The sequence below is a fragment of the Peristeroidobacter soli genome, assembly GCF_004138485.1.
Lineage (GTDB): Bacteria > Pseudomonadota > Gammaproteobacteria > Steroidobacterales > Steroidobacteraceae > Steroidobacter > Steroidobacter soli.
Window position 1 is genome coordinate 1,152,349 of the sequence record NZ_RYEV01000003.1, and the last position, 22,578, is coordinate 1,174,926.

A 22,578-nucleotide genomic window follows, 5' to 3' on the forward strand; every position below is an offset into this window, starting at 1 on the left:
TGCGGATATTGTAGCCGCGTCACGAGAAGCGCTTCGGTACTACAACTACTTCGGGGATTACGATCCGGCAACTGGGAGATATATCGAATCCGATCCGATCGGGCTCGACGGTGGCATCAATACCTATCTTTATGCAGACGCCGATCCGATATCGATGGTCGATCCGACAGGAGAAAACGCCGCCGGAGTGGCGGCGGTAGGTGCCGCTGCATGGAGGATATGTATGAGGATTCCGAAGTGCGCGGCGAAGCTTGCTGAGCTGGCCAAAAAGGCAGTTGAGCTATGCAAAACAATAGACTGCACTGTTCGGTTCGATAAGAAAGGTCATCCGTTTGATATACCTGGACAAGGGGTTTGATTGTGTATGCATTGGCAGATTGATTGCCATATTAAAGGTGTTAAGGGAAGCGGGTTCAGCATCCATTCCAGACTTCCAATCTGCTATAAACGGGGTGACCCGATTCCCCCCCGCCCGTCCACCATCAACCCTCCCATGAGTACGCTACTAGCTAGAGCCCTCGGATCCGGGGTGCAGGTCGCAGCGCTCACTCCGTATACGAAGTGGCAACAACTGCTGCTTGCCCGTGAAAGCCTGGGTGGGACGATCGAAGACGGCGATTCTGTCGCGACATATGAACTGCTCCCCGTCCAAGCACTGGATGATTTGGGCGAGGAGACTATTGAAGTGCGCGTGCTTGCGGCGGATGGGCATCGGCAGCTAACTGCGTACTATTATGCACGTCCAGGTTCATGAGCTCATGGATGGCTTTGAGCATGCCGACGATCGCGTGGTCGTGCGAGGAGATCTCGTGATCGAGTCCCGCGAACCTCTCGGCGAGCTGAAGTTGTAGGCGAACAGGTCCGCAGTTGCACGAGGCGCGCACGACGTGGATGCTCATCTCAACAGCTAGCGAGCTGTTGAATATCGTGGCGGCCATGATTGCCCGTGTTCAGTGAAGACGTAGGGCTGATACTTGTGGTGCTGGCCCCGGCCATTCTTTAAGGTCGCAGATTGGGGAAGGGTAAAGAAAATCTGTTGACGCAGGCGAGTCGCCGAGACGGGTTTTGAGCCATGGAAGGCCGCTTTTTCTGGGTAACTCGCATGCATGCAATCGAAGCATGCGAAATCCCCTTGTTGCGCAGCTCCCGTGCGTCGGTTTGGCCCGCGACGTCGACAGTGCGTGCAATGCCATCGCACCTGGACGATCCGCCCCAAGAAGCGCGGTCGTCCGCTTCGTCGAACATCTCCCGCTCTTCTGCATCAGGTGCTGGTCGAGGGTTACACGCTCGGGCAACTCTTCTCCGATCGCGTCCCGGTTGCTCTACCTGCATATCGATATCGGTTTCGTCAGGCACTGCGCCGATGGGTGTCTCGACCCAGCCCCCAACACATCCCGCCCGGGCCGCTGGTGCTCTTGGTCGATGGACTGTGGTTCGAATTCGAGGGAATACCGTGGGTGCTGTACCTGATTGCACTAAAGCCCTGTCGAGGCCACCAAGCCACCTTCCTTGATCCTTTGCTGCTTCCCGGCCGGGAAGGTGCGTCGCGCTGGCAACAAGCCGTGGACGCGATCCCAGTCCATGCCAAGAAGCGTACTCGAGCGGTCGTGGCCGATAATTTGCCTGGGATTGAGAAAATCGCCCGCCACCATGAGTGGATTCTGCAGCTCTGTCACTTTCATCTGCTGCTTAAGTTGCAGGCCCCTCGCCGCAGGGTGCGTTACAGCCTACGTGGCGGATCGGTACGTGAGGATATCTATCAATCGATGCGCAACGCATTGAGCTTGCCGCCAGGAAAGCGACTGTCTCAAACCATCGAACATCTACAGCGTTTGTCTCGAGGAGACTGCGGAACGGCACGTATCAAAACAGTACTGTGCCAGTTCTTGGTAGACCTGCCGTTCTATCGATCCTATCTCGCCCATCCGAATCTTGGCCTGCCGCTGACCACTAACGCTGTCGAATCTATGTGCCGCTTGGTACGAGAGATGCTGCGCAGTAGTCGCGCCGGATCCAATCCAAAGTCACTGCTGCTCTGGACCACCGCCCTCATTCGTCTACGCCCCACCATCATTTGCAATGGGCATCAGATCAACAGAAATTCTTGACCCTTCCCCAGATTGCGACCTTAAAGCGCCCGCCTCATCGGTGCCCAGCTGGAACATGAAATCCGCGGGGAAACGTGCCAGATTACGTTTGACCTGCTCGTTGAAACGTTTGGTGGTGACGCCGTAGAGCACGGCGTGCTCGCTATCGAGCAGCACGCGCTGGCCGCGCAAAATGAGGATCGATTGTGCGATGCGCTCGGCGGGGATGAGGGCGGACAGTGCGTTCTTCGTCATTTCTGCTCCTTGAAGGTTGGCTTCCTTGCCTGTTGTGCGGTCTCGATGCCAGTTTGTCTGGAAGTCGACGCTCGCCATGTGAAGTATGTACGACCGGTGTCGATGCAGTTCTCCATTTACGGAGACGATGGTGGGGCTCCTGGGGACCGGTGCACGGGGAGGTCATGGCTGGCGCTTCTGCGGAAAAGTTTCCGCGAAAACGAAAGCGGCGGCCCAACTTGAGATCGCGATCTGCGATCTCAAGTTGTGAGCTACTGAGCCGTGATGAACAAGGCTAATGACGCTGCTATACCCCTCGACGTTAAGCCGCGAGCGCAGCTGCGCAGTGGTCGCGGTGAGACACTCCGCCATGCTGGCTCCGCGACCGTACATTTTGTTACGAATCCTCACACTCTCAAACTTGCCGAGAGCCATAGTGAGCGACGGCGCGCGTGCGCTGGTTGCACTCACGGAATTCGTATGGCTCTTCTCAATGGTTGCTTGGGCACGGCCCGCGGCGTGGCTCTCGGGCTCGCCGCACTAACGATGTTCTTCGTCGCTGGCTGCGCCGGTCTGCGAGACAAGCCGCCGTCCGACGTGAATTTCTCCGGCGAGTGGAGCTTGAACACGTCGTTGAGTGAGGATCCTTCGGCAATGGAGCGAGGCGGAGGGCCGGGACAGCGCGGTGGTGGAATGGGGCCGGGTGGGCGTGGGCCGGGTGGCGGCATGGGCGGAATGGGCGGCGGCATGGGCGGCATGGGAGGACGCGGCCCCGGTGGTTCAGGCGGACCGGGCGGTGGAATGGGTGGGCATGGCGGCCGTGGTGGCATGGCAGGCGGGCCTGGAGCGATACGCGATTTCATGGACCAGCCCGAGCAGCTGTCCATTACTCAGGCGCCCACGGAGTTGAATCTCGTGGCCGACGGCGTGCCGACCAAACTGGTTTACGGTGAGAAGGTGACGGAGTCGGCGAGCAGAGGCGTGGCGGAGCGAGAGGCTGGATGGAAGGGTAATGACTTTGTGGTCAAGCGTTCGATCAAAGACGGGCCGAGCGCGACCCGTCACTATTCGCTCACTGACGAGGGCAGACAGCTGGTCGTCACGACCAAGATGTCGGGTGGACGAGGGCCGGAGCGGGAGTTCATTTCTATTTACGAGCGACACTAGGGCGCCGACTGGTCATTCGCATACAGGCGCGCCGGTCGACGGAGAGTGCGCGGCGAAAGAATGAGGCGGCATGCTCCTGTATCATGTCGCGCATGTCCGACCCCATCCAAACCATCAGCACACTCCTAAACAAAATCTCCAGCCAGGCCGACGTCGAAGAGAGCGCCGAGTGGTATCTGCGCAGCTACCTGGTCGACTACAAGCGCACGCTGTTGAGAAAGTGGTCCAGTCAGGAGATCGAGTTCGCGACGGGTGCGTTGATGCGCTTCTGCGCGCAGTCGCTGGATACGGACGGCCCGCTGTATCGAGAGTGTGCTGAGATCGCGGAAGAAGGCACGAAGATGGGCGTGGAGCTCAAGGCAGCGGGGCGTTGATAGGCGCTCGGGGAATTTAACACTCGGCGTTTCCGCAGAAACTTCCGCGCCGGCTCCGGCTAGAATGAGCAACGCAAACCAGCCACTGACCCTGCGGAGTCCTCCGACCATGCCCATCTACCGCTACGGCGAGCGAGTCCCCTCCGTCCACGAAAGCGTCTTTGTCGCGCCGAACGCCAGCGTCATCGGCAGCGTCGTCCTGGCCGAAAACACCAGCGTCTGGTTCGGTGCGACGATTCGCGGCGACAACGATCTCATCACGTTAGGCAGAAACTCCAACGTGCAGGAGAGCGCGGTGCTTCACACCGACCCGGGGCTGAAGCTCACCGTGGGGGAGAATGTCACCATCGGTCATCAGGCGATGTTGCACGGATGCACGATCGGCGACGGCTCGCTCATTGGCATTCAGGCCGTCATTCTCAACGGCGCCGTGATCGGCAAGTCGTGCCTGGTCGGTGCTGGCGCCGTGGTCACCGAGAAGAAAGAATTCCCGGACCGCTCGTTGATCGTCGGTTCGCCGGCGCGAGTGGTGCGCCAGCTGTCGGATGAAGACGTGGAGAACTTGCTGAAGTCCGCGCGAGTCTACGCCGAGCGGCGAGCAAACTTTCTCGCCAATCTCAAGGAGATCTGACCCCGCCGCGGCTCGCGAGCTGATGGCGCAGGTGTGAGCGCACCGTCGGCCATTCGCTCGCGATGATGCTGTACACGCAGGTGTCTCGCAGCGTGCCGTCACTGGAGCGGCGATGGTTCCGCAGCACTCCGTCGAGCTTCGCGCCCAGTCGTTCGATGGCGCGACGGCTTTGATGATTGAAGAAGTGCGTGCGGAATTCGACCGCGATGCAGTTGAGATTCTCGAACGCGTGCGTCATCAACATCAGCTTGCATTCGGTATTCAGCGAAGTGCGTTGCACTTGCTTGCGATACCACGTGCCGCCGATTTCAACCCGGCGGGCGTCGGCGTCGATGTTCAGATAGGTCGTGATGCCGACCGCCTTGCCGGTATCCGCCGCGATGACGGCGAACGGCAGCATCGTTCCCTTGCGCTGTTGATCGAGTCGCTTCTCGATGTCCGCTTTCATCTGCTCGGGCGACGGAATGAACGTGTACCACAGATTCCACAGCTCGCCGTCGCGCACGGCTTCGACCAGCTCGTCGTGCCGGGCCAGGCTCAGCGGCTCGAGAAAGACAGTGTCGCCATGTAGGGAGATCGGATCCGGCCAGGGCATAGCGGTGCCATCTGATGAGTTGAATGCAGCTAGCTTAACGCAAACGCGTCAGCTGGCGTGCAACAGGCCGGCGGCGGGGGCGAGGATGCCGTTCAGCGGTCGGGGTTTACCGATGGCGTAGCCCTGGCCGTATTGGACTTCCAGCTCGATCAGGCGCATGCAGATTTCGGGCGTCTCGACGTACTCGGCGATCGTTTCCATGCCCATCGCGCCGGCCAGCTGAGCGATGGCGCCGACCAGCGATTGGGAGCGTTCGTTGTGGAGCAGGTCGCGGATGAACGAGCCGTCGATCTTCAAGGAAGAGAACTGCAGGTTCTTCAGATGCGTGAGTGAGCTCAGGCCGGTGCCGAAGTCGTCGATGGCGAAACGGCAGCCGCGAGCGCCGAGTTTGCTCATCAGCAGTTGCGCTTGCCCCATGTTGCTGACCGCCGCGGTCTCGGTCAGTTCGAAGGTCAGCCATTCGCCGCTCACGCCGCTCTCATCGAGTTGCATCTGCATCCAGTCGAGGAAGGCGTCGTCGCTGATCGTCGGGCCGGACAGATTGATCGACACGTGCAGCGGTTTGAAACCGGGGCGGGCGCCGGCGTCACGAAGATGTTTGAGCACGTCGATCACGACGAGGCGATCGATCTGAGGTAACAACTGGTACCGCGTGGCCGACGACATGAAGTGCGACGGCAGCACCATGCGACCTTTCTCGTCGATGATCCGCAACAGCATCTCGTAGCGATGCACCGAGTCCGGTGTCAGCAGCGAGGCGATCGGCTGGCCGAAGATCTGATAGCGGCCTTGATCCAGCGCGCTGCGCAGCCGGCCGACGATGGAAATGTCATCGCGCCGGCGGATCATGCTGGTGTCCGACACCTCATAGATCTCGACGCGATTGCGTCCGCGATCCTTGGCGGCCTTGCAGGCGACTTCGGCGCCCGCGAGCGAATGGTCGAAGCTCCGCTCGCCGTCGCGCAACGTCGCCGCGCCAAAACAAATCGACAGGGGATATTTGTCATCGCCGACCGGAAGGGAGCGCGCCTGCACGGCGTCTCGCAAGCGCGAGGCGATTCTTTGCGCCTGAGCCAACGGGCAGTCGGGAAGGAAGATGGTGAAGCGATCGCCCGACAGACGGCTGAGCACGGCATCGTCGTTGGCAAGCGCCCCTGCGAGCGCGTTGGCGACGACGGCGATGGCGCGGTCGCCCGCCTCGAAGCCGAACAGATCGTTCACGACATGCAGCTGATCGATATCGCCGTAGAGCACGCTGGAGCTGGCGCGCTCGCCGAGCGATTTCAGTCGCCAGCCGACCAGCTTTTCAAAGCTGCCGCGCGCGATCAGGCCGGTCACGGGATCGGCCGGCAGCGACAACAGACTTGCCAGCTGACGACTCAGCTGTGAGCCGGTCTTGAGATCGCTCTGCTCGAAAGCATTCTCAGCGCTGAGGCGATACATCATCACGATGCCCGCCGGCTCGCCGGAAGATTCGAATACGGGGGCGACCAGGAAACGTCCGATCATCGGGCCGCCGTCCTCGTAGCGGACGCGGTTGCGTATCACCGGGCTGTTGCTCTCGCGTGCTTGCAGCAGAAACGTATTGGCGATCCCCCGCAACATTTCTTCCACGTCGCGTGCGTCGTCGCTGGGACAGTGGCTATGAAAATCGTCGCGCGCCCCCGACGCAAAGGCGGTCGCATGGCAGCCGATGCGTCGCTGCGCCTCGATCAGAAACTGGCGGATGGTACTGGTTGCCGAGTCCATAGACGCCCCATGGGGCACGGCAAATGTAAGTTGGGCGCCGACGGCGCGGTGAGAAGCCGTTCGCAAACGACTTATCACAGGTTGGGAAAAAACGCGGAAATTGGCTCGTGCAGTGCGATGCCGGGACGGGCCGTGTGACGTGCATCACACGGCCGCCCTTGGGGATTCCGCCGGGACCAATCAATCCCGGATGAAGATGGTCGCCGGCTGTTCCAGCTTTTCTTTCAGCGCCTGGATGGACTCGGCGGCGTCGTAGCCGTCGATGAAGCGGTGATCGAACGATGAGGACAGGTTCATCATCAAGCGGACCGCGATCTCGCCATTGACGATCATCGGGCGTTCCACGGCCTTGTTGATGCCGACGATGGCAACTTCGGGCGCATTGATGATGGGTGTCGAAACGATGCCGCCGAGCTTGCCGAGGCTGGTGATCGTGATCGTCGAACCCTGCAGCTCGTTGCGGCTCGCGGTGCCTTCGCGCGCCGCCGTCGTGACACGGCGGATCTCGGCCGCAAGCTCTTTCAGAGACAGCGATTCGGCATGCTTCACCACCGGCACCTTCAGACCATCGTGGGTCTGAGTGGCGACGCCGATGTGCACGCCGTCGTGCCGGACGAGCACGTTGCGCTCGGAGTCATAGCGCGAGTTCACTTTCGGAAACTGCTCGATGACTCGCACCAGCGCCATCGCGAGGAAGGGCAGGTAGGTGTACGAGGGCGAACCCTTCGGCAGCTGCGAGTTCAGGTGTTTGCGCAGGCGTTCCAGCTCCGTCATGTCGACTTCCTCGACATAGGCGAAGTGCGGAATGTTTCTCTTCGAATCCGCCACGCGCTGCGCGCTCACGCGACGCACGCCGAGGATGCGGATCTCTTCGGTGCCGGTGCGAACCTGGCGGCCGCTCGGCGCAGAGGCAGGAGCAGGCGATTTGCCGGCCTGGCGGTCCTGGATTGCGGTCTCGAGATCTCCGCGCTGGATGCGGCCATCGCGGCCGCTGCCGGCGACGGTCGAGAGGTCGATGCCAGCGAGCTTCGCGCGTGCACGAGTCGCAGGCGATGCCATCACGCGGCCGCCCAGGACCTTGGCGGGCTGAGCGGTGACGTTGCCGTTGTTCGCAGCCGCCGGCGTCTTCGCCGGCGCGCTCGAGGCGGCGGGTGCGGATTGAGCGGCGGCAGGCGCGCCCTCGACAGCCACGCTCGCATCCGTTTCCAGCACGTACAGTTCGCTACCGACCGCGATTTGATCGCCGGGCTGCCCACCGAGCGAAACCACTTTGCCGCCCACCGGCGCGGGAAGCTCGACCACGGCCTTGTCGGTCGACATCTCCACAACGGGCTGATCTTCGCCGACGACATCGCCGACCTTGACCTTCCACGCCACGACCTCGGAAGACACCGTGCCTTCGCCGAGATCCGGCAGTTTCACCACATGACGGCTCATGTCGCCTCCATCGTTGCTTTAATGGCGGCGATGACGCGCGCCTGGCCAGGGAAGTATTCCCACTCGAACGCGTGCGGATAGGGCGTGTCCCAGCCGGCGACGCGCAGGATCGGCGCTTCCAGGTGCCAGAAACATTCTTCCTGAATGGTCGACAGGATCTCGCCGCCGAAGCCGCCGAAGCGGGTCGCTTCGTGGGCGACGATGCAGCGGCCGGTCTTTTTCACCGAGTTCACGATGGTTTCGATGTCCAGCGGCACGAACGAGCGCAGGTCGATGACTTCGGCATCGACGCCGGCCTTTTCAGCCGCCGCCAGGCACACGTGCACCATCGTGCCGTAAGTGATGATGGTGAGTTTGTTGCCGGGGCGGACGATGTCGGCGACGCCGAGCTCGACGCGATAATGACCTTCCGGCACGTCGCCCTTCGGGTGGGAGTTCCAGCCCACCGCCGGCTTGTTCGGATCGCCATCGAACGGACCGTTATAGAGACGCTTCGGCTCCAGGAAGATCACCGGGTCGTCTTCTTCGATGGCCGCGATCAACAGACCTTTGGCGTCGTACGGATTCGAGGGCATGACGACCTTCAATCCCGACACGTGCGCGAAGATCGCTTCCGGACTCTGCGAGTGCGTCTGGCCGCCACGGATGCCGCCGCCGCATGGCGTGCGAATCGTCACGGGCGCGCAGAAGTCGCCGCCGCTGCGATAACGAATGCGCGCCAGCTCGCTGACGATCTGGTCGTAGGCCGGATAGATGTAATCGGCGAACTGAATTTCGGCGACGGGGCGCAGCCCGTTGATGCTCATGCCGATTGCTGTCGCGACGATGCCGCCCTCGGCGATCGGCGAGTCCAGCACGCGGTGCTCGCCATACTTGCGTTGCAGGCCTTCGGTGGCACGGAACACGCCGCCGAAGTAGCCCACGTCTTCGCCCATCAACACGACGCCCGGATCGCGCGCCATCATGACATCCATGGCGGAGTTGAGCGCCTGGATCATATTCATCTGAGTCATTTCTGCGCGCGCTCCTTCAGCTCCTGAGCCAGCTGCATGCGCTGGCGTGCCAGGCTGGGCGTCTCTTCTTTGAACACATCCTGGAACATGATTGCAGGGTCGAGTTGCGGGCCGTCGGTGAGCGTGCCGTAGGTGTTGGCCTCTTTCCACGCCTGGTTGACGTGCTCCTCGCACTCCTTCTCGACTGCTTTGTCCTGCTCGTCGGACCATGCGCCGAGATTGCGCAGATGGCCTTTCAGGCGGTCGATCGGATCGCCGAGCGGCCAGCTCTTCTCTTCATCCTTCGGGCGATAACGCGACGGATCGTCGCTGGTCGAGTGAGGCGCGGCACGGTAAGTGACGAGCTCGATCAACGTCGGGCCGGCGCCGGTGCGAGCGCGCTCGGCAGCCCACTGAGTAACCGCGTGAACGGCGAGGAAGTCGTTGCCGTCGACGCGAATGCCCGGCATGCCGTAGCCCGGACCGCGCGAAGCAAACGAACGGCCTTCACCGCCAGCAAACGTCTGGAACGTGGAGATGGCCCACTGATTGTTCACGACGTTGAGAATGACGGGCGCCTTGTAGATCTGCGCGAACAGCAACGCGTAATGGAAGTCCGCTTCGGCCGTGCTGCCATCGCCGAGCCACGTGGCGCAGATGCGGTCCTCGCCCTTGATGGCCGCGGCCATCGCCCAGCCCACGGCCTGCGGGAACTGAGTGGCCAGGTTGCCGGAGATCGAGAACAGATTGCTTTCGACCGAGTGGTACATCACCGGCAGCTGACGGCCTTTGCACATGTCCCGGGTGTTGGACAGCAGCTGGCACATCAGATCGACGATCTTCAGACCGCGCGAGATGTGCAGACCCTGGTTGCGGTACGCAGGAAACATCATGTCGCTGGGCTTCAGCGCCATGTTGGCGGCCACCGAGACGGCTTCTTCACCGGTGGACTTCATATAGAACGTGATCTTGCCGCCGCGCTGAGCGCGGTGCATGCGATCGTCGAACGCGCGCGTCAGCATCATGTTGCGCAGGCCGAGCTCGAGATCGGCGGCCGCGAGGTGCGGATTCCAGGGGCCGACGGCGCGATGATTGTCATCGAGCACGCGGACCATTTCCTTGGACAGGAATTCGGTCTCGCTCAAGGGCGCGTTCGGATCCGGGCGGGCGGCGGCGCCAGCCGGAGAAACCTGGACGTAACTGAAGTCCGGTTTCTCGCCGGGTCGAGCCGGCGGTCTGGGAACGTGCAGACGGGATCGCATCATCGGGCCTCCGCAAGCAACTGGGCGCGCCATCTCGTCCGCCAGTTGCGCTGGCCGGACGGTGGGTGGCGCTTAAACGCGCAAAAAAAGCTGTGGTTCGAACTGGTACGAAGCGAATTCGCTCGAGTTATGGTGTGGCGAAAAGCGGGCGCTGGTCCGCTCCGCCTGTCCCGGAGCATATTGCGCTACAATACCGACTGTTTGGCAGTAGAGTCTGCCAAACGAGACTGCCAGAACAGTAGGAATTACTAGATTTTCATGAGCAGCAATCCTCCAGGCCGTGAACTGGATCGCGTCGACCGGCAACTTTTGTCGCTATTGCAGGCGGACGGGCGGCTGACCGTCGCGGAGCTGGCGCGCACGGTCAATTTGACCCTGACGCCGTGTATCGAGCGCGTGCGCCGCCTCGAGCGGGAAGGGTTCATCGACGGCTACTACGCGCACCTGAACCCGAAGCGCCTCGGCCAGAGCATGCTGGCGTTCACCGAGGTCACGCTGGATCACGCCACGCAGGACGTGTTCCAGCGCTTCAAGGAAGCCGTGCAGCTGGTGGAGGAGATCGTCGAGTGCCACATGGTGGCGGGCGGCTTCGACTATCTGATCAAGACGCGCGTCCAGGATATGGATGAGTACCGGCGGGTGCTGGGCGACAAGATCGTCAACGTGCGCGGCGTGCGTCACACGCAAACGTACTTCGTGCTCGAGGAAGTGAAGTCCACGCACGCGGTGCGAGTCAGCGAAGCGGGGCGGGCAGCGGCCGCGGCACCGAAGCGGCGCCGTGCCAGGTCCTGACAACCTTAGATCCCAAAACAGGATCAGAAGAAGAGAGGACCCTCGCTCGGCCCCGTCGCTGCGGAGGAGGAGCTGCCGCGCAAAGGGGGGACCAGAGCGCGGTGACCTGCTGACTCTCGCCGGTACATAGGCTTCATCCATGCAAGCGAGGGTCTCTCTAAGTCGAGAGATCGCTGTGGAAGGCGGTGTGAGCCCCCCGCACGTCCACCAGGGGCATTGCGCAGAACGTGCCGTTCACGTGAAAAAAATGGTGGATGAGCGCAGGATAGGGTGGTTCAGCCGATGGGAGCCTGCGCCATGACTCAATCCGACCCGCCAGATCTGCAAGCGCTGGAGGATGCGAGCCGCGCCTTGCGCGGGCTGTTGGGAGTGGTGATCGCGGTCGAAAGGAAGTTCGGCAGTCAGCAATCGCCGTTGGCCCTGCTGCGGCAGATCATGGAGGATCCGCAATGGGAGTGGTTGCGCCCGCTGTACCAGTTGATCGCCGACGTCGACCATGCCCTGCATGAAGGCGACCTGCCCCTTTCCGAGGTTGCGGCCATCGGCGGCCATGCGATTGCCCTGTTGTCGGGGATCGGGGCGCCGGTCGAGCAGGCCTTTCTGGAGCGCTATCGCGCGTTGTTACAAACCGACCCGGAAGTGGCCATCGCTCACTCGACCGCCCTGCAAGCGCTACGCAAGCTGCCGCCCGAGGCCGATAGTGAAGCCGAGCGTCTGCATGCTCGTCACCAATGGGCCATGCGTTGCAAGCACCGCCGGCACGGGCAGGAAAAGTAGCCGTTCATCGCGACGAAGTTATGTCGCGTGCCCTGGCTGTTTTTGCGCAAGTCTCGTGGTCGATCGGCGACAGGGCGCGCGAACGTGATGATTGCGGTAGGGTTGCCGAAAGTTCTCGGCCCGACGACCGGCGGTTCGCGACCGATGACCGGTCGAAATGTCTTTATTAGAGCCGCGTCGGGCCTGTCACTATCAGTTTTTTCCCGGTCCGAACAGTGTCTGCTCGTGGAGGCACTTTTCAAGCAGTCAGCCCTAGTGCAATGTGTCCCTCCCGGAATCGATACGCGGGATTAAAACAGTCCGGGACGAATCGTCGCTTTTGGTTCTTGCACGGAAGAATTCGCAACCACTATGTCCAGCCGTCTGGAGAATGCGCTGATGCTGCTCGGGCTGGAGTCAGCCGACGATCCTGCCACGTTATGGCAAAACTATACGGATCGTCTGGCGGTTCTTCAGCACAAGCTCATCAACGCCGAAACTCCGGCGTCCCAGGAATCGGCCCAACAGGATCTGGCCCGACTGGTGGCCGCCTACCAGACCGCGCGTAGCGCCACCGAACCGGCGACCCGCCAGGTCAATCGCGAAGCCGTCACCATGATGCGCATGGATGACGTGGCCGAACCTGAAACACAGGTTCATCAGGGTTCGAACGTGGTCATCGGCCCCGGCGTCGTGCTTCAGGGGCGATATGAGATTCAGGCAGTCCTCGGCGACGGCGGCATGGGCCGCGTGTTCGCGGCTCGCGATCGTTTGAAAGACGAAGAGGTCGCGATCAAGGTACTGCGCAACGAGCTGCTGTCGAGCAACGCCGCCCGCACCCGTTTCCTTTCCGAAGCCAAGGTTTCCTGCAAGCTCGCGCATCCGAACATCGTGCGTGTGTTCGACGTTGGCGTGGCCAGCGGCCGTTATTTCTTCACGATGGAACGTCTGCGCGGGGTGAGTTTGCGCCGTCGCATGCAGGCGCAGCTCGCCACCGGCAAACCGTTCCCGATCGAGGAAGCGACCGCGATTGGTGAACAGCTGCTCGAAGCGCTGCGTCACGCACATCGTTTCATCGTTCATCGCGACCTCAAGCCCGAGAACGTCTGGATCGACAGCAGCGGGGTCGTGAAGCTGATGGACTTCGGCATCGCGCGCGCCTATCAGAACAACGAGCTGACCCGCACCGGCATGAACCTGGGCACGGCCTATTACATGGCGCCCGAGCAGCACACCGATGCGAAGGAAGTCGATTGGCGCGCCGATCAATATGCATTCGGCGTGCTCATGTATGAATTGTTGACCGGCCGTGTGCCGATGGGCGCCGTGCAGCCGATCGAAAGGGTTCGGCGCGACATTCCTCGTCAGATCGCCCGCGCCATCATGCGAGCCATGTCGCCGCGGCCCGATGCTCGATTCGATTCGCTGCGTGAGCTGCAGAGTCGCATCGTCGCTCGTCGCGAGGACGATGGCGCCGGCGCGATCTTCAACGCCTTCGGTCGCTCGATCACGCTGGGCACGGTTGCCGGTGCGCTGTTCGCTTTCTTCGACAGTCTGAGCATCGGACGCATTCATGAATGGATGTATCCCTCCGCCATTGCGGTCGGCATAGGCACGGCATTGATGGTGGAGTTCTGCGAGACCTTCTTCCGCTCGCGCTACCGGAGTCACGTCATTGCGGCCTTCATCGCGACGGTGATGTGGATCGGGCTGGTGCTGGTCGTCGCGCAGAAACTCACCGGCCTCAGCAACGGTCTGGTGATGATGTTGTGCGGCTCGGTCTGGGCCAGCAGCATGGACTACGTGACGCGCCGGTGGCGGATCGCCGCCGGAAGATTCAGATTCGAAGTGGCCTTCATCGGGGCCGTGTTCGGCACACTGCTCGGGCTGGCGCTGCTGGTACAGCAGGACCACATCACCGATCGCAATTATGTGTACAGCGCGTTGAGCGGCATCCTGCCGGGCATGATCATCGCGATGGCGTCGCTGCGTCGGCGTCTGTGGCGCCGGACCGATTCGCCGTTCTCGCGAATGTTATCGCTCGCACGCGACTAGGGCCTGTGCAACGCAGCCCATCCAATGAGTGTTAACAGGCCCTACGTGGTCGCGCCGGCCGTGCGATACAGCGCGGCCGCCAGTCTTTCCGCTACGTCGGCGGGTAAATAACGAATTCTGATTCCCGCTGTCATGGCGCTGGCGCCGGCGGTGTCGACGTAGAGGCTCGCCATGCGACTGCGTCGATCGAAGGGCGATGCCTCGACGCTCAAGGTTTGCACACGATCCCGCGGCACGATGGTCAGTCGGCGATTCAGCCAGCCATGACGAAACAACATGGCATCGCCGACCAGTGCCCAGCGCGTGTACTTCACATACAAGTGCGCATGCATCCATGCCAGCGGGATGCAGCTCAGCACCGCGACGATCGCGCCCTCGCGCAGATACCAGAGGGCAGGCGCGGTCAGAATGAGCACGGACCACAGCGCGGTCTTGCGAAAGATGCGTCCTCGCGCGCGGGGTGCGAGCGGATGCCATTCGGGTTCGGTGCTCCAGTCCAGCGAGGGTAAGGCTGCTGCGATGAGCGCAGGCGCGGCGCTGGCTGGACACACGGGCGCGAGCCATCGCGTTTTCATCCGTGAATTGTCGCCTTCGTCTTGATCGCCGCCGCTGTCGCCGGCGAGATCGACGTTCAGTGACACCCGGTGGAACCAGCGATGCAGCAGGGATTCGTGTTGATGAACCGCCTGAATGCGGCGCGTTCGTAACGTCAGCGCGACGCGCGTGAACAGGCCGTAACGAGCGCGCAGATCGCCGGCCACGCGAGTCAATCTGAAATCGTAGAAGGTCACGATGGCGAGAACGACCGACAGGATGCGCACGGCGATGATGGCGCCCAATATCGTGATCGCGCCGAGTGCGATCTGCATCATCAGGCCGAGCGCCGCGAGCCCGGCGGCCGACGACGATTCCAGCACTCGATCGACCAGTTGCCGGTTGATCACGAACACGCCGGCCTCGTGCAGCACGCCGAAGGCCGCGGCCACCAGAATCATGCCGCGATTGTCGATGAGGCCGTGGCGTACGAGCTCGCCTATGGTGAGGTGGAGCAGCGTGTTCTCGACCGGCGCTTCGATGGTTTTCTCTGCGGGCTGCGCTTCTGAGAAGACGCGCTCGCGCATTTCCTGAACCGCGGCGAGATCGAGCACGCTGATCAGCGCTTCCGGTTTGCCGCCCGTGGATGTTTGCACGCGCACTTCGGCGACGCCGAACAGTCGATGCAACACGCCTCGCTCCGTGTCGATGTTTTCGATGCGCGCGTATTCGATGTGTCGAACGTTGCGGAATACCATTCCTCGACGCACGACCAGGCCGGTCGGGCTGAAGCCATAGCGGAAGGTCAGTTGAACCCACACCGCACGGATGGCGACGGCGGCGACGATGATCGGCACGATCCACGGGCCGAACGGGCCGGGCGTGTCATCCCGCACGTTGAAGAAGAGCAGGGCGATCAGGGGCAACACCATTTGTTTGATCGCGCCGCTCAGGCCGAACACCCAGGAGAGCGCGTGCAGCCGAAGGGTCGGCTGAAAGTCAGGATCAGACGCCACTGCCGGCCCCTTCGGCGAGCAATGCATCGCGCAGGGCGATCGCGTCTTCGTGGCGCAAGCCGGGCAGCTCGATCCGGGTGTGCCGGCTGCCTGCCGTGTACAGCTTCAGCGTGCCGATGTCGTAGCGACGCTCGAGCGGTCCTTGCGACACGTCGGTATGTTGGATGCGAACGCGCGGAAGCGCGATGCGCGAGCGCCAGAGCACGCCGCTCTCGATGGCGATGCCCGTGTCATCGACGCCGAAACGCAAATGTCGATACGACAGCGGCGGCCACCACCACGTGCGCAGAATGCCAGCGATGAATACGAGCAGCGGCGCGAGCGGCCAGAGTGGAGGGATCGAGAAACTGAATGCGGTCACGGCAACCGTGACGATCAACGTTGCAATGGCCGCTTCCCACCGCCAGACGCCAATGATTCCCGAGTCGACGTGTGAGAGTTGCAACGGCGCCATCCTGCTTGGGAGAGAGGCGTCGATTCTAACCCGCCGCGAGCCTAAGCCCAGTTCTCCACGGTCAGGGCATTGAAGGGCGCGAAGTCGCGCACATTGGAGGTCACGAGGATGAGCTCATTGATCTGCGCGATCGCAGCGATCTGACCGTCGATGAAGGGGACCGTGGTTCCGAGCCCCTGCAGGCGGACGCGCTCGATCGCGTGCAACTTCGCCGCCAGGTCATCGTAGGGAAGAATCTCGAAAGTCTTGATCACATCCGCGAGATAGTCCTGCAGAGCATGGCGACGTTTGCCCACCGCCAGGCGTTTGCAGCCAAACTGCAATTCGTGCCACACCGGCGCGGCGATCGCGCATTCATCCGCGACCGCCATCAGCTTTCTCATCACGCCGGCGGAGGGCGTGATCATCATGGGCTGCGACACCACGTTGGTGTCCAGTAAATAACGCAGCATGGTGCCCCGCTCAAAAATCGACTTTGCGTCCGGGGCTGCGGTCGCGAAGCCGGCGGGCGAACTCCGGCTCCAGGCCGACGTCGGCCAGGGAATGTTTTTTCAGAAACCGCTGATAGGCGTCCTGAAAGGTCGGGCGCTCGCTGCGTAACCGTTGATATTCGTTGACTGAGATCATGATTGCGACTCCTTTTCCTCTACGCGTCAGTTCAATGGCCGCGCCCGCCTCCACCTCATCGATCAGAGTGGGCAAGTTGGCTCGTGCTTCAGCGATGGCATAACTTTTAATCATTTTTCCGGTGTACACCTGCCTGTACACGGAATCAACCTGATTTTTGCCGCTAATCCGGCGGTTTCTCACGAAGAAAGCGGGCGAAGCGGGGGATGCCGCGGGCGGTGACGTTGTCATGGCTGTAAGTGATCCAGCTGCCGACGGCGGGCGGGTTGCGACGCTGTGCGTCGGTGAAGCCGGTGCCGATGCGAAACTGTGAGCCGTCGGCGGTGCGCACGAGCAGTGCGCCGAGCATGCCGAGATATTTTCCCTGACCGGGAACATGCGCGATGACCCGGGCTTCGGCGTCCTGGTGGGGCTTGAGCTTCAGCAGGTCATCACTGCGCTCGGCGCGGTACAGCGAATCGTCCCTGTGAAGCATCAAGCCTTCGCCGCCGGCTGCGGCGACGGTTTCCAACTGACGGTGCAGTGAGAGGTCATCTGCGACGCGGGACTGTGTGACTGCGCGCAGCCAATCGATTCGCAGCGGCGCCAGCACAGATCGCAACGTTTCCAGTCGTGCGCTGAAAACTCCTCCGTGCGCCGGCAGATCGAAGACCATGAAACGGATGTCGCGCCAGGCGATGTCGTCGGGGTCGAGATCGCGCACCGTCGCGGTGACTTGCTCGAACTGGCCGCGGCCTGCCCACAGTTCGCCATCGAGTGGCTCCGCGGGCCAGCCGCGGACGAACCACGCTGGCGCATGAATGGGATTGCCGGCGCGCGTGATCAGGCGCTGGCCGTCCCAATACGCCCGCACGCCGTCATACTTCTCACTGACCCAATACCGGGACACGTCGACCTCGGCATCGTCGAAATCATTGGCGAGCAGCAGCGGCGGCGGGGCCGCCTGCGCTGGCGCGGGCACGCACACCGTTCCGACGACGAGTGCGGACTCGACCAGAAGCAGCGTAGCTGCCTTGCGCGTTGTGAAGCGGTGTGCGGTGTCCATGGCGGTATGACACCACCGGGCGCCGTGCCAAAGTGGCCTCATTTCTGGTGCATTCACCCAGAAAGTACCGATATCGGTGCAGCCGAAAGCTGTTATGGGGCGGCCCGATCGAAAAGCACTGAGATTCAAGCTCAGATGCCCGCGATCGGCGGTAGTATCGGAGCGGATTGCCGGCTGCCGGCCGGCGCAGGAGGATGCATGACTCAGCAGCACGACCTGGTGGCCCCCGTCACCGCCATCGATCACAGGCTCGGTCCCGATCACGCACCGGTCACGGTCGTCGAGTACGGCGATTTCGAATGTCCGACGTGCAAGCAGGCGGCGCCGTCGCTGCAGCTGTTGTTGAGCCGCTTCCCCGGCCAGGTGCGGCTGGTGTTCCGTCATTTCCCGCTCGAGGAAGTGCATCCGCATGCGCTGTGTGCCGCCGAGGCGTCGGAAGTGGCGGCTCAGCAAGGCAAGTTCTGGGAGATGCACGATCTGCTGTTCGCCAATCAGTTGCATCTGAAGCCCAATCAGTTGCGCGGCTATGCCGAGCAGTTGAATCTCGACATGGCGCGCTACACCGCCGAGATGGACGACGAGATCTATCGTCAGCGGATTCGTGAGCACATCGACACCGGCCGGCGCAGCGGTGTGCGCGGTACGCCCGGGATCTTCATCAACGGCGAGATTCACGACGTGTCCGCCGGCATGCAATCGCTGTTCGACAAAGTGCAGGCGCTGCTGGGCAAGTAACGCACGGTGCTCTCATGCCAAACGAGCTATACGAAAAGCGCGCGGAGCAGATGTTTCCGAAGCTCACGAAGGCGCAGATCGCGCGCCTCGAGCCTCATGGCGTGCATCTGCCGACGGTCGCGGGACAGGTACTGATCGAGCCCGGCGCCCACGAGCACAAGATGATGGTGGTGCTGGCCGGCAGCCTGAAGATCACCATCCCTGGCTTCGACGAGCAGGTCATCAAGCCGCTCGGGCCCGGAGACTTCGCGGGTGAGATGAGCACGCTTCGTGGCACGCCCGGCTTTGCCCGGGTGGAAGTCGGCGAGCCGGGTGAAGTGCTGGTGATCACCGACAGCGATCTGCGCGTGGTCGTGCAGACGGACGCGGAGCTCAGCGAGATCTTCATGCGCGCCTTCATCCTGCGCCGCATGGGATTGATCTCGGCACCGAACACCGAAATGACATTGATCGGCTCGCGTTATTGCGGCCACACGTTGATGTTGCGTGAGTTCCTGGCGAGAAATGCGCATCCGCATTTTTATCTCGACGCTGACCTGGATCAGGAAGCGGCCGGGCTGTTGGAGCGCGCGGGCCTCACGGCGGCCGATGTTCCCGCCGTGATCGGTCGTGGTCGCGCGCTGTCGCATGCGAGCCTGCGACAGCTGGCGGAGTTCCTGGAACTCAATCCTGAGATCGATCCGGACATCATTCACGATGTGCTGGTCGTCGGTGCCGGGCCGGCGGGGCTGGCCGGCGCGGTGTATGCCGCTTCCGAAGGCCTGGATGTGCGGGTGATCGACAGCTTCGCTCCCGGCGGCCAGGCGGGCACCAGTTCACGCATCGAGAATTATCTGGGCTTTCCCACCGGCATCACCGGCCAGGCGCTGGCCGGTCGCGCGTTGGTGCAGTCACAAAAGTTCGGCGCGCGGTTTCATGTCGCCTGCGACGCGGTGGCCTTGCATTGTGATAAGTGGCCGTATCGGGTCGAGATGGCCGACGGTCGCATCGTGCAGGCTCGCACCGTGTTGATCGCGACGGGCGCGCAGTACCGCAAGCCGGAGCTGCCGAACCTGGATAAGTACACCGGCGTGGGCCTCTACTACGCAGCGACGCATCTGGAAGGCCGGCTGTGTCAGAACGAGGAAATCATCGTGGTCGGCGGCGGCAATTCAGCCGGTCAGGCCGCGGTGTTTCTTGCTGGCAACTGTCGTCAGGTACGCATCATGGTGCGTTCGGACGGTCTCGCCGAGACCATGTCTCACTATCTGATTCGGCGCATCCAGGAAGCGCCGAATATCACCTTGCACACACGCACTCAGATCAGTTGTCTGGAGGGTGCGGACGAGCTGGAACATGTGACGTGGACGGACGCGCGCACGGGCGAACGGGAGCGGCGCCCGATTCGACACGTGTTTCTCATGACCGGAGCCGCGCCGAACACCGAGTGGCTGAAGGACTGTGTGAATCTCGATGAGAAAGGCTTCGTGCGCACAGGCGCCGACTTGAGCAAGGACGAGCTGACGGCGGCGCGCTGGCCGATGCCGCGTGCGCCGTACATCATGGAGACGAGCTTGCCCGGTGTGTTCGCCGTCGGCGATGTGCGCTCGGGCAGCGTCAAGCGAGTGGCATCAGGGGTCGGCGAAGGCTCGATCTGCGTGCAGTTCGTGCACCGGGTGCTCAGAGAACTGCCGGCGGTCTTCGGTTAGAACCAGTTGTAGTTGAAGCTGATGCTGACGCGCTCGCCCGCGACCGGATTCGCCGGCACTTCGTGTCGCAGCCAGCTTTCGAACAGCACGACCTTGCCCGCTTCGGCGGGCACCACCGACCACGCACGATTCGCCCGGCTCGCATCTGCCCGCCGCGGCGGCGCGGCCATGAATTTGTCCAGGCGCGGATCTTCGAACTTCAGGCCGGCGCAGCCCTTGGGAGTCTGCACGTAATAGGTGCCGCTGATGGTCGACAGCGGATGCAGATGCATGCTGTGCGCGACCTGCCGCGGCATGATGTTCACCCAACAGTCGGTCATCTCCAGCTCACGATCCGTCATGTCGAGCTCGAGTGTCTTCACGAACGATTTCACATGCCGGCTCAGCTGTTTTTCCAGCTGGGCGAAGGTCGGCGAGACCTGCTGCATGCGATGCGCGGAGTGATAGGAGGTGAAGCCGCCGGGATAGTTTTTCTCGGACCACTTCTGGCCGGCTTCATCGTCGAGCTGCAGTTGCAGGCACTCGCGCAACAGCTGCTTGTTGAGCTTGCGCCACTCGCCTCGTTGCAGTGGAGCGGCGTAAATATAGGTGGGAAAAAGGGTTTGAATGGGCATGGGCGGGGATTCTACCCCATGGGGTACCATGGGCCCATGAAAGCCCTGATCATTCCCGTTACGCCCTTTCAGCAGAACTGTTCGGTCATCTGGGACGAGCGCAGCAAGCGCGCGGCTGTCGTCGATCCAGGCGGCGACCTCGATCGGGTGCTCGCGGAAGTGGATCGAGAGGGGCTGCAGCTGGAGAAGATTCTGCTGACGCACGGGCATCTGGATCACGCGGCCGCGACGGCGGAGCTGGCGAAGCTGCGCCATCTGAAGATCGAAGGGCCGCATCGGGACGATCAGTTCTGGATCGATCAGCTGCCCGAGGCGACTCAGCGCTTCGGCTTTCCACCGGCCGCGGCATTCACGCCGGATCGTTGGCTGGAGCAGGGCGACCAGGTCAGCGTGGGCGATCAGATCCTCGAAGTGCGGCATTGTCCCGGTCACACGCCGGGTCACGTGATCTTCTTTCATCCGCAGCAGAAGTTCGCCTGGGTGGGCGATGTGATTTTCGCCGGCTCCATCGGCCGCTCCGATTTTCCCCGCGGCGATCACCAGACTTTGGTCAAATCCATTCGCGAGAATCTGTTCCCGCTCGGCGACGACGTGCGCTTCGTGCCCGGGCACGGCCCGCTGTCCACGTTCGGACAGGAGCGCCAGACCAATCCGTTCGTCGCCGATCACCGCTTCGGCTGATGGCTCGATCGAGATAGTCGGAGACCCCGCCGCGAAGGCACCTGCGTCAGCGAGTTCGTACCCTCGCCGGCGGAGGTATTCATGTCGTCGACGCAATTGAATGATGATGGTCTGGATCCGGAGATCCGTCGTTTTGTGAAGCTGATGGGCCAGCGCTGGCGTCAGCATCCGCCGCTGGACAAGGTGTCGTTTCCCGAAGCGCGTCGTATCGCCGAAGAAGTGCGATCCGCGTGGACGCGCGGCGGCCCGCAGATGGCGCGCACCGAAGAGATCATGGTGCCTGCGCCCGACGGCCCGGTCCGCGTCCGCATCCATGATCCGCGCAACGACGGCCTGCGCCCCGCGTTTGTTTATTTGCACGGCGGTGGCTGGACCATCTTCAGCATCGATACTCACGACCGCCTGATGCGCGAGTACGCCGCTCGCAGCGGCATGATCGTGATCGCCGTCGATTACTCGCTGTCACCCGAGAGCCGCTTTCCTCGCGCCATCAACGAAACCGTCGCGGTCGTGCGCTGGCTGCGCGAGAAGGGCACGAGCTACGGCGTCGATCCTGATCGCATTGCTGTCGGCGGCGATTCGGCCGGCGCGGCGATGACGATTTCCACCTGTATCAAGCTGCGCGACGCCGGCGAGACCGACGCGGTCAAGGCGATGCTGCTGAACTATGGCGCCTACGATGCGACTTGTGACAACGAGTCCTACAAGCGCTACGGCGAAGGTGGCTACATGTGGGATCGCGGCGAGATGGCGGCGTTCTGGCGCAACTATCTCGGCGACACGCCGATGACCGATCCGCTCGCCTGTCCCATTCACGCCGATGTTCGCAATCTGCCGCCGGCATTCTCGGCCGTGCCGGATTGCGACGTGATGTACGAGGAGGCAATGGAGATGGCGGAGAAGCTGCGTCGCGCCGGTGTGAAGTCACACATCGCCGTGTATGCGGGTGCGACGCATAGCTTCCTCGAAGCGGTGTCGATTGCACGAATCGCCGATCGCGCCTTCACCGAAGCCGCGCGCTGGTTGCGCGATACGTTGAACAGCTGAGCATTC

24 protein-coding genes and 1 pseudogene are annotated in these 22,578 nt (G+C 62.4%); 12 read left to right on the forward strand and 13 right to left on the reverse strand.

Translation table 11 applies throughout. The features are described from left to right. Positions 1 to 43: 43 nt before the first annotated feature. Positions 44 to 175, forward strand: a pseudogene (locus tag EKO19_RS39835) (RHS repeat-associated core domain-containing protein); the annotation flags it as partial. Positions 176 to 677: 502 nt separating this feature from the next. Here the strand turns inward: EKO19_RS39835 and EKO19_RS13815 are convergent. Continuing rightward, a complete protein-coding gene (locus tag EKO19_RS13815) occupies positions 678 to 938 on the reverse strand; it encodes a hypothetical protein (protein WP_129776969.1) in 261 nt (86 codons plus the stop codon). Positions 939 to 1,181: 243 nt separating this feature from the next. On the opposite strand from EKO19_RS13815, the gene EKO19_RS13820 reads away from it, so the two are divergent. Continuing rightward, positions 1,182 to 2,108: a hypothetical protein gene (locus tag EKO19_RS13820; protein ID WP_129776970.1), complete on the forward strand. Its 927-nt coding sequence runs from the start codon at positions 1,182 to 1,184 to the stop codon at positions 2,106 to 2,108. Here the strand turns inward: EKO19_RS13820 and EKO19_RS13825 are convergent. Beyond that, on the reverse strand, positions 2,058 to 2,420 hold the full coding sequence (locus EKO19_RS13825) for an ORF6N domain-containing protein (RefSeq protein ID WP_217705323.1): 363 nt from the start codon (positions 2,418 to 2,420) through the stop codon (positions 2,058 to 2,060). The genes EKO19_RS13820 and EKO19_RS13825 overlap by 51 nt on opposite strands. A 381-nt stretch (positions 2,421 to 2,801) precedes the next feature. Here EKO19_RS13825 and EKO19_RS38605 point away from each other — a divergent pair, with 381 nt between their 5' ends. The 3 genes from EKO19_RS38605 to EKO19_RS13840 all read left to right on the forward strand — a co-directional run bounded on the left by EKO19_RS38605 (position 2,802) and on the right by EKO19_RS13840 (position 4,493). Further along, entirely contained in the window at positions 2,802 to 3,488 is a 687-nt protein-coding gene (locus EKO19_RS38605) for a hypothetical protein (protein WP_175597050.1), read from the forward strand. 92 nt (positions 3,489 to 3,580) lie between these two features. Then, a complete protein-coding gene (locus tag EKO19_RS13835) occupies positions 3,581 to 3,862 on the forward strand; it encodes a hypothetical protein (protein WP_129776971.1) in 282 nt (93 codons plus the stop codon). A 109-nt stretch (positions 3,863 to 3,971) separates the two neighbouring features. After that, positions 3,972 to 4,493 (forward strand): gamma carbonic anhydrase family protein, encoded by a 522-nt coding sequence (locus tag EKO19_RS13840; protein WP_129777408.1) that lies wholly within the window; start codon positions 3,972 to 3,974, stop codon positions 4,491 to 4,493. Here EKO19_RS13840 and EKO19_RS13845 read toward each other — a convergent pair. The 5 genes from EKO19_RS13845 to EKO19_RS13865 all read right to left on the reverse strand — a co-directional run bounded on the left by EKO19_RS13845 (position 4,480) and on the right by EKO19_RS13865 (position 10,531). Beyond that, positions 4,480 to 5,088, reverse strand: coding sequence for a GNAT family N-acetyltransferase (locus EKO19_RS13845; RefSeq protein WP_129776972.1), 609 nt, complete (start codon positions 5,086 to 5,088; stop codon positions 4,480 to 4,482). The two genes, EKO19_RS13840 and EKO19_RS13845, sit on opposite strands and share 14 nt — an antisense overlap. A 48-nt stretch (positions 5,089 to 5,136) precedes the next feature. Further along, positions 5,137 to 6,837: an EAL domain-containing protein gene (locus EKO19_RS13850; protein WP_129776973.1), complete on the reverse strand. Its 1,701-nt coding sequence runs from the start codon at positions 6,835 to 6,837 to the stop codon at positions 5,137 to 5,139. 180 nt (positions 6,838 to 7,017) lie between these two features. Beyond that, positions 7,018 to 8,274, reverse strand: a complete 1,257-nt coding sequence (locus tag EKO19_RS13855) for a dihydrolipoamide acetyltransferase family protein (RefSeq protein WP_129776974.1) — start codon at positions 8,272 to 8,274, stop codon at positions 7,018 to 7,020. Continuing rightward, entirely contained in the window at positions 8,271 to 9,287 is a 1,017-nt protein-coding gene (locus tag EKO19_RS13860; protein WP_129776975.1) for an alpha-ketoacid dehydrogenase subunit beta, read from the reverse strand. Before EKO19_RS13860 ends, EKO19_RS13855 begins: the two co-directional genes overlap by 4 nt. Continuing rightward, the gene (locus EKO19_RS13865; RefSeq protein ID WP_129776976.1) at positions 9,284 to 10,531 is read right to left on the reverse strand and encodes a thiamine pyrophosphate-dependent enzyme; all 1,248 of its coding nucleotides are present in this window, start codon (positions 10,529 to 10,531) and stop codon (positions 9,284 to 9,286) included. The genes EKO19_RS13860 and EKO19_RS13865 overlap by 4 nt, the downstream gene beginning before the upstream one ends. A gap of 255 nt (positions 10,532 to 10,786) precedes the next feature. On the opposite strand from EKO19_RS13865, the gene EKO19_RS13870 reads away from it, so the two are divergent. From EKO19_RS13870 to EKO19_RS13880, 3 genes are all read left to right on the forward strand, one after another. Then, positions 10,787 to 11,320, forward strand: a complete 534-nt coding sequence (locus tag EKO19_RS13870; protein WP_129776977.1) for an Lrp/AsnC ligand binding domain-containing protein — start codon at positions 10,787 to 10,789, stop codon at positions 11,318 to 11,320. Between the two features lie 297 nt (positions 11,321 to 11,617). After that, positions 11,618 to 12,097 carry a hypothetical protein gene (locus EKO19_RS13875; RefSeq protein ID WP_129776978.1) on the forward strand — a complete coding sequence of 160 codons (480 nt, stop codon included), beginning with the start codon at positions 11,618 to 11,620 and terminating at the stop codon, positions 12,095 to 12,097. A 351-nt stretch (positions 12,098 to 12,448) separates the two neighbouring features. After that, positions 12,449 to 14,131 carry a serine/threonine-protein kinase gene (locus tag EKO19_RS13880; protein ID WP_129776979.1) on the forward strand — a complete coding sequence of 561 codons (1,683 nt, stop codon included), beginning with the start codon at positions 12,449 to 12,451 and terminating at the stop codon, positions 14,129 to 14,131. A 41-nt stretch (positions 14,132 to 14,172) separates the two neighbouring features. On the opposite strand, the gene EKO19_RS13885 is transcribed toward EKO19_RS13880, so the two are convergent. Genes EKO19_RS13885 through EKO19_RS13905 form a run of 5 tightly spaced genes read right to left on the reverse strand, consistent with a single transcriptional unit; the run spans position 14,173 to position 17,807 of the window. Beyond that, positions 14,173 to 15,681: a PH domain-containing protein gene (locus EKO19_RS13885; RefSeq protein ID WP_175597051.1), complete on the reverse strand. Its 1,509-nt coding sequence runs from the start codon at positions 15,679 to 15,681 to the stop codon at positions 14,173 to 14,175. After that, positions 15,671 to 16,126 (reverse strand): PH domain-containing protein, encoded by a 456-nt coding sequence (locus EKO19_RS13890; protein ID WP_157995254.1) that lies wholly within the window; start codon positions 16,124 to 16,126, stop codon positions 15,671 to 15,673. Before EKO19_RS13890 ends, EKO19_RS13885 begins: the two co-directional genes overlap by 11 nt. Positions 16,127 to 16,176: 50 nt before the next feature. Beyond that, positions 16,177 to 16,587 (reverse strand): type II toxin-antitoxin system VapC family toxin, encoded by a 411-nt coding sequence (locus EKO19_RS13895; protein WP_129776982.1) that lies wholly within the window; start codon positions 16,585 to 16,587, stop codon positions 16,177 to 16,179. Between the two features lie 10 nt (positions 16,588 to 16,597). Further along, entirely contained in the window at positions 16,598 to 16,903 is a 306-nt protein-coding gene (locus EKO19_RS13900) for a type II toxin-antitoxin system Phd/YefM family antitoxin (protein WP_157995255.1), read from the reverse strand. Positions 16,904 to 16,925: 22 nt separating this feature from the next. Next, a complete protein-coding gene (locus tag EKO19_RS13905; RefSeq protein ID WP_129776984.1) occupies positions 16,926 to 17,807 on the reverse strand; it encodes a DNA ligase in 882 nt (293 codons plus the stop codon). A gap of 198 nt (positions 17,808 to 18,005) precedes the next feature. Here EKO19_RS13905 and EKO19_RS13910 point away from each other — a divergent pair, with 198 nt between their 5' ends. Together EKO19_RS13910 and EKO19_RS13915 are read left to right on the forward strand one after the other, a co-directional pair. Continuing rightward, positions 18,006 to 18,542, forward strand: a complete 537-nt coding sequence (locus tag EKO19_RS13910) for a DsbA family protein (RefSeq protein WP_129776985.1) — start codon at positions 18,006 to 18,008, stop codon at positions 18,540 to 18,542. Between the two features lie 14 nt (positions 18,543 to 18,556). Beyond that, entirely contained in the window at positions 18,557 to 20,230 is a 1,674-nt protein-coding gene (locus EKO19_RS13915) for an FAD-dependent oxidoreductase (RefSeq protein WP_129776986.1), read from the forward strand. Here the strand turns inward: EKO19_RS13915 and EKO19_RS13920 are convergent. Next, complete coding sequence (locus tag EKO19_RS13920; protein WP_129776987.1) at positions 20,227 to 20,844, reverse strand: TIGR02466 family protein; 618 nt, start codon at positions 20,842 to 20,844, stop codon at positions 20,227 to 20,229. The genes EKO19_RS13915 and EKO19_RS13920 overlap by 4 nt on opposite strands. A gap of 36 nt (positions 20,845 to 20,880) precedes the next feature. Between EKO19_RS13920 and EKO19_RS13925 the strand changes: the two genes are divergently transcribed. Together EKO19_RS13925 and EKO19_RS13930 are read left to right on the forward strand one after the other, a co-directional pair. Then, the gene (locus tag EKO19_RS13925) at positions 20,881 to 21,525 is read left to right on the forward strand and encodes an MBL fold metallo-hydrolase (protein ID WP_129776988.1); all 645 of its coding nucleotides are present in this window, start codon (positions 20,881 to 20,883) and stop codon (positions 21,523 to 21,525) included. A gap of 81 nt (positions 21,526 to 21,606) precedes the next feature. Beyond that, positions 21,607 to 22,572 (forward strand): alpha/beta hydrolase, encoded by a 966-nt coding sequence (locus EKO19_RS13930; RefSeq protein ID WP_129776989.1) that lies wholly within the window; start codon positions 21,607 to 21,609, stop codon positions 22,570 to 22,572. Positions 22,573 to 22,578 lie beyond the last annotated feature (6 nt).